General features: G+C 63.8%; 14 protein-coding genes and 1 pseudogene. 6 read left to right on the forward strand and 9 right to left on the reverse strand.

Translation table 11 applies throughout. The features are described 5' to 3' along the window. Positions 1 to 138: 138 nt before the first annotated feature. Positions 139 to 1,389: a Zn-dependent hydrolase gene (locus FJW06_RS10685; protein ID WP_041007891.1), complete on the reverse strand. Its 1,251-nt coding sequence runs from the start codon at positions 1,387 to 1,389 to the stop codon at positions 139 to 141. A gap of 121 nt (positions 1,390 to 1,510) precedes the next feature. Here FJW06_RS10685 and FJW06_RS10690 point away from each other — a divergent pair, with 121 nt between their 5' ends. After that, on the forward strand, positions 1,511 to 2,149 hold the full coding sequence (locus FJW06_RS10690) for a TetR/AcrR family transcriptional regulator (protein ID WP_140706439.1): 639 nt from the start codon (positions 1,511 to 1,513) through the stop codon (positions 2,147 to 2,149). A gap of 97 nt (positions 2,150 to 2,246) precedes the next feature. Here FJW06_RS10690 and FJW06_RS10695 read toward each other — a convergent pair whose 3' ends face one another. Next, a complete protein-coding gene (locus FJW06_RS10695; RefSeq protein ID WP_140751340.1) occupies positions 2,247 to 3,575 on the reverse strand; it encodes an aspartate aminotransferase family protein in 1,329 nt (442 codons plus the stop codon). 227 nt (positions 3,576 to 3,802) lie between these two features. On the opposite strand from FJW06_RS10695, the gene FJW06_RS10700 reads away from it, so the two are divergent. After that, positions 3,803 to 4,444 carry a TetR family transcriptional regulator C-terminal domain-containing protein gene (locus tag FJW06_RS10700; RefSeq protein WP_140751342.1) on the forward strand — a complete coding sequence of 214 codons (642 nt, stop codon included), beginning with the start codon at positions 3,803 to 3,805 and terminating at the stop codon, positions 4,442 to 4,444. Between the two features lie 15 nt (positions 4,445 to 4,459). Here FJW06_RS10700 and FJW06_RS10705 read toward each other — a convergent pair whose 3' ends face one another. Further along, positions 4,460 to 5,332: a helix-turn-helix transcriptional regulator gene (locus FJW06_RS10705; RefSeq protein ID WP_140751344.1), complete on the reverse strand. Its 873-nt coding sequence runs from the start codon at positions 5,330 to 5,332 to the stop codon at positions 4,460 to 4,462. A 103-nt stretch (positions 5,333 to 5,435) separates the two neighbouring features. Here FJW06_RS10705 and FJW06_RS10710 point away from each other — a divergent pair, with 103 nt between their 5' ends. Both FJW06_RS10710 and FJW06_RS10715 read left to right on the forward strand, forming a co-directional pair. Further along, positions 5,436 to 6,272, forward strand: coding sequence for an SDR family oxidoreductase (locus FJW06_RS10710; protein WP_140751346.1), 837 nt, complete (start codon positions 5,436 to 5,438; stop codon positions 6,270 to 6,272). A 5-nt stretch (positions 6,273 to 6,277) separates the two neighbouring features. Then, positions 6,278 to 7,000 carry an SDR family oxidoreductase gene (locus FJW06_RS10715; RefSeq protein ID WP_140751348.1) on the forward strand — a complete coding sequence of 241 codons (723 nt, stop codon included), beginning with the start codon at positions 6,278 to 6,280 and terminating at the stop codon, positions 6,998 to 7,000. Between the two features lie 41 nt (positions 7,001 to 7,041). On the opposite strand, the gene FJW06_RS10720 is transcribed toward FJW06_RS10715, so the two are convergent. The 5 genes and pseudogenes from FJW06_RS10720 to FJW06_RS30785 all read right to left on the reverse strand — a co-directional run bounded on the left by FJW06_RS10720 (position 7,042) and on the right by FJW06_RS30785 (position 11,913). After that, positions 7,042 to 7,500, reverse strand: coding sequence for a carboxymuconolactone decarboxylase family protein (locus tag FJW06_RS10720; protein ID WP_140751350.1), 459 nt, complete (start codon positions 7,498 to 7,500; stop codon positions 7,042 to 7,044). A 40-nt stretch (positions 7,501 to 7,540) separates the two neighbouring features. Next, the gene (locus FJW06_RS10725) at positions 7,541 to 8,059 is read right to left on the reverse strand and encodes an Rrf2 family transcriptional regulator (RefSeq protein ID WP_140751352.1); all 519 of its coding nucleotides are present in this window, start codon (positions 8,057 to 8,059) and stop codon (positions 7,541 to 7,543) included. Between the two features lie 334 nt (positions 8,060 to 8,393). Beyond that, positions 8,394 to 9,707: an NAD-dependent dihydropyrimidine dehydrogenase subunit PreA gene (preA, locus tag FJW06_RS10730; protein ID WP_140751354.1), complete on the reverse strand. Its 1,314-nt coding sequence runs from the start codon at positions 9,705 to 9,707 to the stop codon at positions 8,394 to 8,396. Between the two features lie 2 nt (positions 9,708 to 9,709). Continuing rightward, on the reverse strand, positions 9,710 to 11,074 hold the full coding sequence (locus FJW06_RS10735) for an NAD(P)-dependent oxidoreductase (protein WP_140751356.1): 1,365 nt from the start codon (positions 11,072 to 11,074) through the stop codon (positions 9,710 to 9,712). Positions 11,075 to 11,188: 114 nt separating this feature from the next. Then, positions 11,189 to 11,913 (reverse strand): annotated as a pseudogene (locus FJW06_RS30785) (gamma-glutamylcyclotransferase). A 311-nt stretch (positions 11,914 to 12,224) separates the two neighbouring features. On the opposite strand from FJW06_RS30785, the gene FJW06_RS10745 reads away from it, so the two are divergent. Beyond that, complete coding sequence (locus FJW06_RS10745) at positions 12,225 to 13,001, forward strand: VOC family protein (protein WP_140751358.1); 777 nt, start codon at positions 12,225 to 12,227, stop codon at positions 12,999 to 13,001. A gap of 28 nt (positions 13,002 to 13,029) precedes the next feature. Here the strand turns inward: FJW06_RS10745 and FJW06_RS10750 are convergent, their stop codons facing one another. Continuing rightward, positions 13,030 to 13,521 (reverse strand): hypothetical protein, encoded by a 492-nt coding sequence (locus tag FJW06_RS10750; protein WP_140751360.1) that lies wholly within the window; start codon positions 13,519 to 13,521, stop codon positions 13,030 to 13,032. Positions 13,522 to 13,719: 198 nt separating this feature from the next. On the opposite strand from FJW06_RS10750, the gene FJW06_RS10755 reads away from it, so the two are divergent. Next, positions 13,720 to 14,112: a DoxX family protein gene (locus tag FJW06_RS10755; RefSeq protein WP_140751362.1), complete on the forward strand. Its 393-nt coding sequence runs from the start codon at positions 13,720 to 13,722 to the stop codon at positions 14,110 to 14,112. Positions 14,113 to 14,156 lie beyond the last annotated feature (44 nt).

The raw sequence follows: 14,156 nt of genomic DNA on the forward strand, positions 1-14,156 counted from the left end.
TTCTTTGCGAGCGGTGTTGCGAGGTGACTGTGTGGAGCAATTTCAGGAAAGGTGTGAAGCGTTTTCCGTCCGAAATTGCGTTGAAACAAAGAGATAGAGCATCTCACAGTTCCGTGAAATGGTGAGATGCTCTATCGGTCATTCGACGATTCCCGCCGTCTCGACCACCGCGTGGAAGAGCACGTCGGCGCCCGCCGCGGCCCATTCCTTGGTGATCTCCTCGGCCTCGTTGTGGCTGAGTCCGTCGACGCAGGGGCACATCACCATCGCGGTCGGCGCGACGCGGTTGATCCAGCAGGCGTCGTGGCCGGCACCGGAGACGATGTTGCGATGTGAGTAGCCCAGCCGCTCGGCGGCGTCGCGGATCGCCTTGACGCAATTCTTGTCGAAGGTGACCGGGTCGAAATGGCCGACCTGCTCGATCTCGTATTTGATGTCGAGCGCATCGCAGATCGTATCGATGCCTTCGCGGATGCGCGCGTCCATCGCGTCGAGCACTTCCTTCTCCGGCGAGCGGATGTCGATCGTGAAGACCGTGCGGCCGGCGATGATGTTGCGCGAGTTCGGATAGGCCTGCATGTGGCCGACCGCGCCGACGGCGTCGGGCTGGTAGTCCATGGCGATCTCGTGCACCAATTCGATCACGCGCGCCATGCCGAGCCCGGCATTGCGGCGCTTCGGCATCGGCGTCGAGCCGGTATGCGCTTCCTTGCCGGTCAGCGTCACCTGCAGCCATTTGAGGCCCTGGCCGTGGGTGACGACGCCGATGTCGATGCCCTCGTCCTCCAGGATCGGTCCCTGCTCGATATGCAATTCGAAGAAGGCGTGGATCTTGCGATCGCCGACCTTCTCGGTGCCCTTCCAGCCAATGCGCTCGAGCTCCTCGCCGAACTTTTTGCCGTCCTTGTCGACGTGCTGGTAGACGTCTGCCTGGTCGAGCACGCCGGCGAACACGCCGGAGGCCATCATGGCCGGCGCGAAGCGTGCGCCTTCCTCGTTCGTCCAGTTGGTGACGACAATCGGATGTCTCGTCTTGATGCCGAGATCGTTGAGCGAGCGCACGACTTCCAATCCGCCCAGCACGCCGAGCACGCCGTCATATTTGCCGCCGGTCGGCTGCGTGTCGAGGTGGCTGCCGACATAGACGGGCGGCAGGCTGGGATCGGTACCCTCGCGGCGGGCAAACATCGTGCCCATCTCGTCGACGCCCATTTCGAGCCCGGCGGCATCGCACCAGCGCTTGAACAGATGGCGACCCTCGCCATCCTCGTCGGTCACGGTCTGGCGATTGTTGCCGCCGGCGATGCCGGGGCCGATCTTCGCCATTTCCATGATGGAATCCCACAAACGGTCTGAATTGATTCGCAGATTTTCGCCGGGTGCGGCCATTTGCGGTTCCCATTTTCACCAGGGGTCTTGTCGCCCCTTGAGTGGTTTGCATCCTGACCGTATGGTCAGCTTTCAGACTACACAAGCTGACCAAGCGGTCAACGAGAATCTTGGGGGAGACATGACCGAACCCAGCCGTCCCATGCGGCGACAGGACATAAGGCGGGAGAATGAAAAAGCTATCCTGCTCGCCGCCGAAAAGGTGTTCGCGGAAGCCGGGTTCGGTGGCGCCACGATGCAGTTGATCGCCGACCTGGCGGGGCTGCCCAAGGCAAATCTCCACTATTATTTCGCCACCAAAGAGGAGCTCTACCGGTCCGTCGTCCAGAACATCTTCGAGATCTGGCTGCAGGCCGCCAATTGCTTCGACGCCGCGCGCGGCCCGGTGGACGGCATCAGCGCCTATATCGACGCCAAGATGGAAATATCGCGCCGCCACCCGGACGGCTCGAAGGTCTGGGCCTCGGAAGTGATGCACGGCGCGCCGGTGCTGCAGGACTATATGGAATCGACCCTGCGCGAATGGACCGACGGCCGCGTCGAGATCATCAGGCGCTGGATCGAGGAGGGCAAGATGGACCCGGTGGACCCGCGTCATCTGCTCTACATGCTCTGGGCCACGACCCAGCATTACGCCGATTTCGGCCATCAGATCGAGACGCTCAACGGTGGCAAGTCGCTCTCCGACCGGCAATGGCGGGAAGCCAAGGAAAACATCAAACGGGTGATCCTGACCGGCATCGGCGCGCAGCCGGCCTGAACCGCGCCGCTGTCGAGGTCGGCGCTTGTTAGCCGACCTCGCTCAGCCGCTTCACGGACACCCTCCCCTCGACGGGAAGGATGTCCGCCCCGGCTTATCAGTCGATCGACCTCAGAACATCGCGAACGTGATCGATCAGCTCGTTGATCTGGCCCTTGGTGATGATCAGCGGCGGCGACAGCGCGATGATGTCGCCGGTGGTGCGGATCAGCGCGCCGCGCTCGAACGCCTTCACGAAAGCCGAGAACGCCCGCTTGGTCGGGCTGCCGGCGATCGGCGCCAGTTCGATCGCGCCGATCAGGCCGATGTTGCGGATGTCGATGACATGCGGCTCGCCCTTGAGCGAATGCAGCGCGTCTTCCCAGTACGGCGCCAGTTCCTCGCCGCGGGTCAGCAGGCCCTCTTCCTTGTAGGTGTCCAGCGTGCCAAGGGCCGCGGCGCAGGCGATCGGATTGCCCGAATAGGTGTAGCCGTGGAAGAACTCGATCATGTGCTCGGGGCCGGTCATGAAGGCGTCGTGGATCTCCTTCTTGACGAACACCGCGCCCATCGGGATGACTCCGTTGGAAACGCCCTTGGCGGTGGTCATGATATCCGGCGTGACGCCGAAATAGTCCGCCGCGAACGGCGCGCCGAGGCGGCCGAAGCCGGTGATCACTTCATCGAAAATCAACAATATGCCGTGCTTCGTGCAAATTTCCCGAAGCTTCTGCAGATAGCCCTTCGGCGGCAGGATGACGCCGGTGGAGCCGGCGACCGGCTCGACGATGACGGCCGCGATGGTCGAGGCGTCATGCAGCGCGATAAGCCGCTCGAGATCGTTCGCCAATTCCGCGCCATGCTCCGGCACACCCTTCGAGAAGGCGTTCTTCTCAGGCAGATGCGTGTGCGGCAGATGGTCGACGCCGCCGAGCAGCGTGCCGAACATCTTGCGGTTGGACACGATGCCGCCGACCGAGATGCCGCCGAAGTTGACGCCATGGTAGCCGCGTTCGCGGCCGATCAGGCGGGTGCGCGAGCCCTCGCCGCGAACGCGGTGATAGGCGATCGCCATCTTGAGCGCGGTCTCGACCGATTCCGATCCGGAATTGGTGAAGAAGACATGGTCCATGCCCTTCGGCGCGATGTCGACGAGGCGGTTCGCCAGCTCGAACACGATCGGGTGGCCCATCTGGAAGGCCGGCGCATAGTCGAGCTCGGCGGCCTGGCTCTGGATGGCCTCGGTGATCTTCGGCCGGCAGTGGCCGGCGTTCACGCACCACAGGCCCGCGGTGCCGTCGAGCACCTTGCGGCCGTCGCTGGTGGTGTAGTGCATGTCCTTGGCGGACACGAACATGCGCGGCGCCTGCTTGAACTGACGGTTTGCCGTGAACGGCATCCAGAATGCGCTGAGATCGTTCGGCGTGACTTTCAACCGGTTGGACATAGCCAAGACTTCCCCTTGTAACCCTGTTTCGGTGCGGCCAACGCTTGGTCTTTGCTGCGTTTTCGTGCTACGCAAATTTTTGACCGGTTGGACAAACGTTAGCGCCGCCTGCCGGCGGTCAGGGGATTACTAGCGGAAATGCGGCATAAAAAGCGCGCTCCACAGCCCAAGGAAAAACTGGTCCAGACAATTGGTCCAGAGAGCCCACGCGAAGACGGCCGGCAAGGATGACGGGCACGACAGAAGGCTCCGCTCCCCGCCGCACCCGCATCCAGCAGGAAAAGCGCGAGCTGATCCTGGAAGCCGCGCTCGAAGTCTTCTCCGCCAACGGGTTTCGCGGCTCGACCATCGACCAGATCGCCGAAGCCGCCGGCATGTCGAAGCCCAACCTTCTCTATTACTTCCGCCGCAAGGAAGACATTCACGAGACGTTGATGCAGCGCCTGCTCGACACCTGGCTGGCGCCGCTGCGCGAGCTGGACGACATCGGCGACCCGCTGACGGAGCTCAGGAGCTATATCCGCAGGAAGCTCGAAATGGCGCGCGACTTCCCGCGCGAAAGCCGGCTGTTCGCCAACGAGATCCTGCAGGGCGCGCCGCGCATCAGGCCGATGCTGGAGGGCGAATTGAAGACGCTGGTCGACGAGAAGGCCACGGTCATCAAGGGCTGGATGCGCGCCGGCAAGATCGCCCGCACGGATCCCTGGCACCTGATCTTCTCGATCTGGGCGACGACGCAACACTATGCCGATTTCGATGTCCAGGTGCGCGCCGTGCTCGGCGCCGACCGCGGCGGCGACGGCCGCTTCGAGGACGCGGCGCGCTTCCTGGAGCAGCTGTTCCTGGATGGGCTGAAGCCGAAGAGCTGACCCTGCCCTAGTCGCCTACGCGCTGCGCCGCTCGGTTGGAAGCCCCTCCACCAGCTTCTTGAGCTTCGCAACCGAGTTCTGCTCGGCAAGCGGCGTGTAGACGATCAATCGCATGTCCGAACCGTCGTCGATCGACAGGCTCATATGCTCGAACGTCATCGCGCCGGCGATCGGATGCCGCAGGTGCTTGAGGCCGGAGAGCCGGTGCACGACATCGCGCTGCGGCCACCATTCGCGGAACTCGGGACTTGAACGCATCATCAGCGCGATCAGCCGCTCGAAATCAGGATCGCCGGTGTATTTCGCGCTCTCGGCGCGGAACGCGGCAAGGGTCGCGCGCGCCAGCTGCTCCCAATCCACCAAAAGGTGCCGCCGGCGCGGATCGGTGAAGACACCATGGATGATGTTGCGGGCATCGCCCTCCAGCAGGCCGTAATCGCCGAAAATGGCGACGGCCGCGTCATTCCAGGCCAGCACGTCCCAGCGCGGTCCGACGACATAGGCGGGCTGCAGGACCAGGCTCTGCAGCATGTGCAGCAAGGGCCCCTCGACCTTGCCCGCAACGATGCGCCGCCGCTCCGGTTGCTGGCGGCCGGCGAGCGTGAACAAATGCCGCTGCTCGGCGGCGTCGAGCCTCAGGGCCTGGCAAAGCGCCGACAGCACCTCGACCGAAGGCCGCACGTCCCTGCCCTGCTCAAGCCACGTGTACCAGGTCGTGCCGAGGCCGGCGATCATCGCCACTTCCTCGCGCCGCAGCCCGGGCGTGCGTCGCCGCTGGCCGGCGGCGATGCCCGTATCCGAAGGCGAAAGCCTTTCGCGGCGCGAGCGCAGGAAGGCGCCGAGCTCGCGCCGGCGCTGATCTTCGGGGGAATGAGCGATGGCATCCATGCGCTTATTATAGCAGTACTGATACCAGGATAAAGTTTGAACTGTTTGAGATACACGCCGTGTCCCATCTTTCCGTTCACAGCAGCGCAAGGAGGCTCTGGACATGGAACTCAAGGACAAAACCATTCTCGTCACCGGCTCGACCGACGGCGTCGGCCGTGTGGTCGCCGAAAGGCTCGGCGCCGCCGGCGCCCGCGTGCTGGTGCATGGCCGCGACGAAGGCCGCGGCGAGGCAACGGTCGCCGCGATCGAGGCAAAGGGCGGCAAGGCCGAGTTTCTCGCGGCCGACCTCGCTTCGCTCGCCGAAGTGCGCCGCCTGGCCGAGACCGTGCGCGCAAGGACCGACCGGCTCGACATCCTGATCAACAATGCCGGCGTCGGCACTGGCGGCCAGACCGCTAAGCGGCAGGTGAGCGCCGACGGCTACGAGCTGCGCTTCGCCGTCAACTATCTTGCCGGCTTCCTGCTGACGTCGGAGCTTTTGCCTTTGCTCAAGGCAAGCGCGCCGGCGCGCATCGTCAACGTCGCCTCGGCCGGCCAGCAGGCGATCGACTTCGACGACGTCATGCTGACGCATGGCTATAGCGGCGTGCGCGCCTACTGCCAGAGCAAGCTGGCGCAGATCCTGTTCACCGTAGATCTGCCGGAGCAGCTCGACGGCACCGGCATCACCGTCAACGCGATCCATCCGGCAAGCTATATGGACACCACCATGGTCCGGCAGGCGGGCGTCACGCCATGGAGCTCGGTCGAGACCGGCGCCGACGCCATCGTCAACCTCGCGACGTCGCCCGCGCTCGAAGGGCGCAGCGGCCGCTATTTCGACGGCCAGCGCGAATCGCGCGCCGACGCACAGGCCTATGACGAGAAGGCTCGGCGCCGGTTGCGGGCACTTAGCCTCGAGTTGACCGGACAATCCTCCACGACATCCAAGGAATAACATCCATGAGCGAGACCATCGAACACTGCGTCGTCATCGGCGGCTCATCCGGCATCGGCCTTGCCACGGCCAAAAAGCTGGTCAGCCCCACGATGAAAGTCACAATCACCGGACGCAACGAGGAGAAGCTGAAAAGCGCCTGGAAGAGCCTCGGCGGCATCGTCGGCAAGGCCGCCTTCGACGCCACCAAGCCGGACGAGGTACGGCAGTTTTTTGCCGAGCTCGGGCGGTTCGACCACCTGGTTCTCGCCGCGAGCGGCGGCAAAGGCTTGGGGCCATTCGCGACGCTAGACCTCGCGGATATCGGCAGCGGCGTCGACGAGAAGATCCGGCCGCAGCTAGCCTGCTTGCAGGCGGCCCTGCCGACCTTGAACAAGGCCGGGTCGGTCACCTTCATCTCGGCCGTCTCGGCCCAGATCGCGGCGCCCGGCGTTGCCGGCATCGGCGCCATCAACGGCATGCTCTTGACCGTCGCGCCAATCCTGGCGGTCGAGCTGAAGCCTTTGCGCGTCAACGTCGTGGCGCCCGGCGTCATCGACACGCGCTGGTGGGACTTCTTGCCGGACGACCAGCGGCAGGCGGTGTTTGCCGAATATGCCGGCAAGACGCCGGTCGGCCGCATCGGCCGCGCCGAAGACGTCGCCGAGGCGATCGCCTTCCTGGTCTCCAACAGCTTCATGACCGGCCAGGTGCTGACTTGCGACGGCGGCCTGCGCTTTGCTGCGTGAACAGGCGCGCGGATCTCTTATCCGCGCGCCAAGCCGTTCGATCAGGCAGCCTTGGCGGCTGGCATCGGATGGATGGCGTGGAAGGGAATACAGAGCCGGTTCCACGTGTTGATCATGCCGAGCGCGACCGAGAGCTTGACCAGTTCCTCCTCCGAGAAATGTTCGAGCGTGCGGGCGTAGAGCTCGTCCGAGACGCCATTGTCGGCGATCAGCGTCACCGCCTCTGTCCATGCAAGGGCGGCGCGCTCGCGCTCGGAAAACAGCGGCGATTCCTTCCAGGCGGCGACCAGATAGAGCCGCGTTTCGGTCTCGCCGTCGCGCCTCGCCTCACGGCTGTGCATTTCGACGCAATATGAGCAGCCATTGATCTGCGAAGCCCTCAGCTTGATCAGGTGCAGCAGGCCCACTTCCAGCCCGCACTCGTCCACGGCCTTGTTGAGCGCCGACACCGCCTTCATGATTTCCGGCGCTTTGGCAAAGAACTGCAGTCTCGGTTTCATCGTCTTTCCTTCCAGGGTTTTTGGTGGGGTTAGGGGGGATCTAGATCTGCTTGGATGAAGCGGATTTCTGCGGCCGCTGGTGGCGCTCGACGAAGGCGCAACTCGCGGCATAGGCGCGAGGATCGCCTTCGGCCGCATACTCCGCCACGACGTCGGACAGCTTCACCTCGGCGAGCGCGGCCCGATAGGCGCGCTCGGCCTTGAGCATCGCGACATTGATGCCGCAGGGCTTCACATAGGCCGACGCATCGATCTTGACCGGGCCATGCTGGCGGATCTCGCCGCAGCGGAATGCCGGCTCTCTGCCCTCGATGGCGAGCACGATATCGAGCAGAGTGATTTGTTCGGCCGACCGCGCCAGCCGGTAGCCGCCGGCCGGCCCCGGCACCGATTCAAGAATATGCGCCGCCGTTAGCTGATTGAGATGCTTCAGGAGATAGCTCGGCGACAGCCCGAAGCACTCGGCGAGCGCGGCACCGGGCATCGTGCTGTTGCCATCGACGCTGGCCAGCGTCGCCGCGCAGTGAATGGCCGCCTCGACGCCATCGCCCAGTTTCATGGTGCCGACCTCCTATCGTGGGTATATATTATCCTGGATATTTTTTATCTGCAATAGAAAAATGGAGGTTTGCCATGTGCGCGATGACTTCCGAGCGCTTGGGTTCCTCGCACCCCGCGAAGCGGGGGAGAGGTGGCCCAACGAAGCCGGGACGGAGAGGAGACGACCTCTGTGTGGTCAGAGCCGGTGAAGAATGGGGTGTCAGCAGATAAACAGGCGGCAGGAGCCTGGGACTAGTTCCCAGCCGTCCCGAACGCCCCTCTCCGTCCCGGCGTCGCCGGGCCACTTCTCCCCACTGCGTGGGGCGAGGAACCTAAACTCTGCGAAGGCAACCCTACTCCGCAGCCACCTTGGCCATCGGATTGTTCGGGTGCGTCGTCCAGTTGGCGTAGATCGGCGACACCGGCTTGCCGGTGCGCTGGTCGAGCACGCCGGCCGCCAGCGGCTCCATGGTGATGCAGCCTTCGACCGGGCAGACATTGACGCACAGATTGCAGCCGACGCACTCGGCCTCGATCACTTCGAAATGTCGCACACCATCAACCATGCTGGTGATCGCCTGGTGCGAAGTGTCCTCGCAGGCGATGTGGCAGCGGCCGCACTTGATGCATGCGTCCTGGTCGATATGCGCCTTGGCGATGTAATTGAGGTTGAGATACTGCCAGTCGGTGACGTTGGGCGTGGCGCGACCGATGACGTCGGAGAGCGAGGCGTGGCCCTTTTCGTCCATCCAGTTCTCAAGCCCCGCGATCATCTCCTGCACGATCTTGAAGCCGTAGGTCATCGCCGCCGTGCAGACCTGCACGTTGCCGGCGCCGAGCGCCATGAATTCGGCCGCATCGCGCCAGGTGGTGATGCCGCCGATGCCGGAGATCGGCAGGCCATGGGTTTCGGGATCGCGCGCGATCTCGGCCACCATGTTCATGGCGATCGGCTTCACCGCCGGGCCGCAATAGCCGCCATGCGAACCCTTGCCGTCGATGGTCGGCTGCGGCGCGAAATTGTCGAGATCGACGCCGGTGATCGAGTTGATGGTGTTGATCAGCGACACTGCGTCGGTGCCACCGGCCTTCGCCGCGCGGGCCGGCTTGCGTATGTCGGTGATGTTGGGCGTCAGCTTGGTGATGACGGGCATGCGCGTGTACTGCTTGCACCAGCGCACCACCATCTCGATATATTCCGGCACTTGGCCGACCGCCGAGCCCATGCCGCGCTCGCTCATGCCGTGCGGGCAGCCGAAATTGAGCTCGATACCGTCAGCGCCGGTCTCCTCGACCAGCGGCAGGATCGCCTTCCAGCTTTCCTCGACGCAAGGCACCATGATCGACGCGATCAGCGCCCGGCCCGGCCAGTTCATCTTGACCTGCTTCATCTCGCGCAGGTTGGTCCGCAGGTCGCGGTCGGTGATCAGCTCGATGTTGTTCAAGCCCAGCAGCCGGCGGTCGGCGCCCCAGATCGCGCCGTAGCGCGGACCGTTGACGTTGACGACCGGCGGTCCCTCTTCGCCCAGCGTCTTCCACACCACACCGCCCCAGCCGGCCTTGAAGGCGCGCTCGACATTATAGGCCTTGTCGGTCGGCGGCGCCGAGGCCAGCCAGAACGGATTGGGCGACTTGATGCCGATGAAATTGTTGCGGATGTCTGCCATGCTCACGCCCTCCCGTTAGAGGTCAGTGCCCGGTGGATGCTCTCGGCCGCATCGCGCCCTTGCGCCACCGCCGAGACCGTCAAATCGTCGCCACCGAAGATGCAGTCGCCGCCGGCCCAGACCTTTGCCAGCGAGGTGCGGCCTTCGGCATCGACCTTGATGCGGCCGCCTTCGAGCTCGATCTGTTCCGCGCTGCCGTTGAGATGCGCCGGCACGAAGCTCTGGCCGATTGCCTTAAACACCTGGTCGGCGTTGAGCCGCAGCCTTTCGCCGGTACCGACAAGCTTGTCGCCGCTCATCGCGGTGTATTCGAGCTCGATGGCCGACACCTTGCCGTTCTCGGCAATGACGCGCTTCGGCTGCAGCCAGTGGCGGATGGTGACACCATTGGCGGCGGCCAGATCCTGCTCGAACTCCGAAGCGTTCATGTGCTCCTGGCCCCGCCGGTAGCAGATCGTCACCTCTTCCGCGCCGAGCAGCTTCGATTGAACCGCCGCGTCGATCGCTGTCATGCCGCCGCCAATGACGACGACGCGCCGGCCGACTGGCAGGCTGGAGAGATCGCTTGCCTGGCGCAGTTCCGAGATGAATTCCACCGCATTGGTAACGCCGTCGGCATCCTCACCCTCGGCGCGCAGCGCATTGACGCCGCCAAGCCCGAGCCCGAGGAACACCGCATCATAGTTGCGCATCAGGTCAGCCAGCTGGAAGTCGCGGCCGAGCGCCTTGCCGTTCTGGATGTCGATGCCGCCGATCGAAGTCACATAGTCGACCTCGGCCTGCGCGAAATCGTCGACGCTCTTATAGGCGGCGATGCCGTATTCGTTGAGGCCGCCGGCCTTGGGACGCGCCTCGAGGATGGTCACGTCATGGCCGTGACGGGCAAGGCGATGCGCCGCCGCCAGCCCGGCCGGCCCGGCGCCGACCACGGCGATGCTCTTGCCCGTCGGCTCGGCGCGCTTGTAGAACTGCTTGCCTTCGCCCATCGCCACATCGGTGGCGTAGCGCTGCAGCCGGCCGATCTGCACCGGCTTGCCTTCGGCCACCTCGCGCACGCAGACCTCTTCGCACAGCGTCTCGGTCGGGCAGACGCGGGCGCACATGCCGCCAAGGATGTTCTGGTCGAAGATGGTCTTGGCGGAGCCCAGCGGATTGCCCGTCGCGATCTGACGGATGAACAGCGGGATGTCGATCGAGGTCGGACACGCATTCATGCACGGCGCGTCATAGCAGAAATAGCAGCGGTCGGCCTCGACCAGCGCCTCGTGGTGATCGAGCGGCGGATGCAGGTCGGAGAAATTGTCGGCATATTGCTCGGAAGACAGCCGGCCGCCGGCAATGCCCTCGATGAAATGACCAGTCGCCATTCCAGTTCCCCTTGTTGTCGTTTTGGGGAAGGCTAGCACGTTTTATTTTTTTATCAATTGGTCAATTTTCGGCCAAGTCACTGAAATGGCTGGCCAAAAATATGACAAATGGAGTCATGTTATGGTCATCTCGGCAACCTTCACGGTGTCGTGGCTTGTGACCCTGTGGCTGCGGATCGACCGGATCTCTTCCGCCACCAGTTCCTGCAACCGCCACAGATTGCGGTCATGGATGCCGAAGGTCTCGAGATGGCTGACGGTGTTGTAGAGATATTCGGCGCCGGAGCCGACATGGCCGCAGGCGCGTGCCAGCACCCAAGCCACCTTCTCCAGCGGCTGCCTGAGCGACGTCCCCCTGCCGGTCACGCCAACCCAGAAGCCCAGCGCTTGCAGCCGGCCTTGCGCCGTGCGCACCGGAACCCACCTGACCGAGGCAACGGCTTCGTGATCGTCGATCCCGCGTCGCAACAGCCTTCGATCTGGGCGGCCTCGTCGCCGTCCGGCAGGCGGTAGATGACACCGTCGCAGCGTCCGCCGCGTTCGAGCGCCATCATCAGTCCGGGCTGCGCGGCGCTGCCTCTCCAGCGCACGAGATCCAGGCAGAAGGAGCGATGCCAGCCATGCGCCGAGGCGCGCCGCTGCTCGACCGACTCGAAGGCCGTTTCCAGATCAGCGAGCGAACACCCAAAGCGTCCCGCGTCGGCTTCGCCGGCAAGACGCGTGGCGATTGCGCTGAAATCGTCGTCGCTGAGTTGCGTCCACTCCCCGCTCGGGCCGGGATCGATCTGGTCGCGATGGCAAAGAGCGACAAGCTCGGGCGTGAGCGACATCTGGCGCATGGAAAACGCGCCCCCCTTTGACGGCAGCAAAGTCGAAGGCGCGGGCTATGCAAGATCGGGGGCGGAGCGCCTTGCCGACCGATATTTTCGGCCCATGTCGGATTTCTGTCGCCAGGATCGTCCTAAGGTGTGTTGAGGTTCAGGTCAGGCCGCGCCGAAAACGGCGGCTTTCGAGAACCGGAGCGGAGTACTTAAGTACGTGAGCACCGGAAGCGCACGAAACTGGCGTTTGCAGGCCGCATTACCTGAAGCTCAACATACTTAGGATGGATCGAACAACGATCGCGCCTGAACCGGTGAGGAGACCGACCATGCCGAAATCCCCGCAACCTTTCTTTTGGTACGAGCTGATGACCACCGACCTCGACGCCGCCGAGGCTTTCTACACCGCCGTTGTCGGATGGAAAGCCGAGCCTTTCGACAAGGCGCCTGGCATGCCCCGCTATATCGTCGTGAACTCAGCCATGCGCGGCGTCGGCGGGCTGATGACGATGCCGGGAGAACCCGCCAAGAGGGGCATGCCGCCGACCTGGCTGGGTTACATCTATACCAAGGATGTCGACGCCTCGACGCAAGCGCTCAAGGACGCCGGCGGCGCGGTCCATCGGGCGCCCGACGACATTCCAGGCGTCGGCCGCTTCGCCGTCGTCGCCGACCCGCAAGGGGCGGCCTTCATGTTCTTGCAGCCCAATCAGCCTGAACAGCCGCCGGTGCCGGCGACCACGCTTGGCCATGTCGGCTGGCATGAGCTCTACACGACCGACTGGAAGGCGGCTTTCGAGTTCTATTCCAGCCAGTTCGGCTGGGAGAGCGCCGGCGAGTTCGACATGGGCGAGATGGGTATTTACAAAACCTTCGGAGCCGGCCCCGAATCCGGCGGCGGGATCATGAACAAGCCGCCTCAGATCCCGGTTCCCGTCTGGCAATTCTATTTCAACGTCGACGCCATCGATGCCGCGGCGAAGCGTGTCGCCGACAATGGCGGCAAGGTCATCATGGGTCCGATGGACGTGCCGAGCGGCCAGTGGATCATCCAGTGCCAGGACCCGCAAGGCGCGCATTTCGCGCTGCTGGCGCCGGCACGATAGCAGCACTGTTCGATGGGCTGGCGCCGGGTCACTCCGGCGTCAGCACCGCGAGCTTCAGGTCGGCCTTTTTCGCGCCGCTGAGCTGGATGATGGCCGCGCCGCCAGCCAACTTGAAGCGCACGCTCTTGCGGATGCCCGGGCAGTTCTTGACGCCGCTGAAAGCCGCCGATTTCACGGTCTTCCCGTCCTGCACGACATCGATCCAGGCCTCATCGGACAGGCTGAACTGAAGCTCACCCCCGGGCGGCACGGTCACATTTGCCGTCGCACCGAACGTGCCGGCTTTCGGCGCACGGTCCGGCGGCACTTCAAAGCTGACCGTGTCGACGGCCTCAAGCGAGAAATCCACCGCTTGCCCGACCGCGAGGGTGGCGCCGGACTGAACCGCCGGCGCTGTCGGAAACAGGGCTTGCTCGCGCGCGACCGGCCATTTGAAGGCATCGCAACCCGCGTCTGCGGCTGCGGCGAAGCTGGTGCCTGCAAGAATTGCCAACAGGCTGATGATGACGACTTTTTTCATGGCAAAGCGGATCCGTACGGTTTGATACCTCATCCATCAATACAACTTTAAGGATAAATATGCAACCATGGAGAGAATAAGAATCTGGGAGAATGAACATTTCCACTCACCGATTGTTGATGGTGAGCCATGGGAAGTGAGTGGTCCATTGCCAGGCGATAATCTATGGCCGGACGGGGAGGGTAGATGGAGTTCTAGATGAAGCTTTTCGAAGGCCTTGCTCAGTACCGTCCGCAAGCGCTGGGCGTGTTGCGCATCATGACCGCCTTGCAGTTCATCGAACATGGCTCGCAGAAGCTGTTCAACTTCCCGGCCAGCGCTGAGCCGCACGCCCTCACTGCGCTGACGACGACCGCCGGCATCCTCGAATTCGCCGGCGGCATCCTTTTGGCGCTCGGCCTCTTCACCCGCCCGGTCGCCTTCCTTCTGGCCGGCGAAATGGCCATCGCCTATTTCATGGCGCACTTCCCGCGCGGCTTCTTCCCTGTCAACAATGGCGGCGACTTGGCGATCTCCTTCTGCTTCATCTTCCTCTATCTGTTTTTCGCTGGTCCTGGCGCCTTCGCACTGGACAACCGCCGCAGCGCCTGAAGCATCGAAGGCTGCGCGTCTGGAGGCTTTTTGTTTTGACGCGA

It is taken from the genome of Mesorhizobium sp. B4-1-3 (genome assembly GCF_006439355.1).
In the GTDB taxonomy this organism is placed as follows: Bacteria; Pseudomonadota; Alphaproteobacteria; order Rhizobiales; family Rhizobiaceae; genus Mesorhizobium.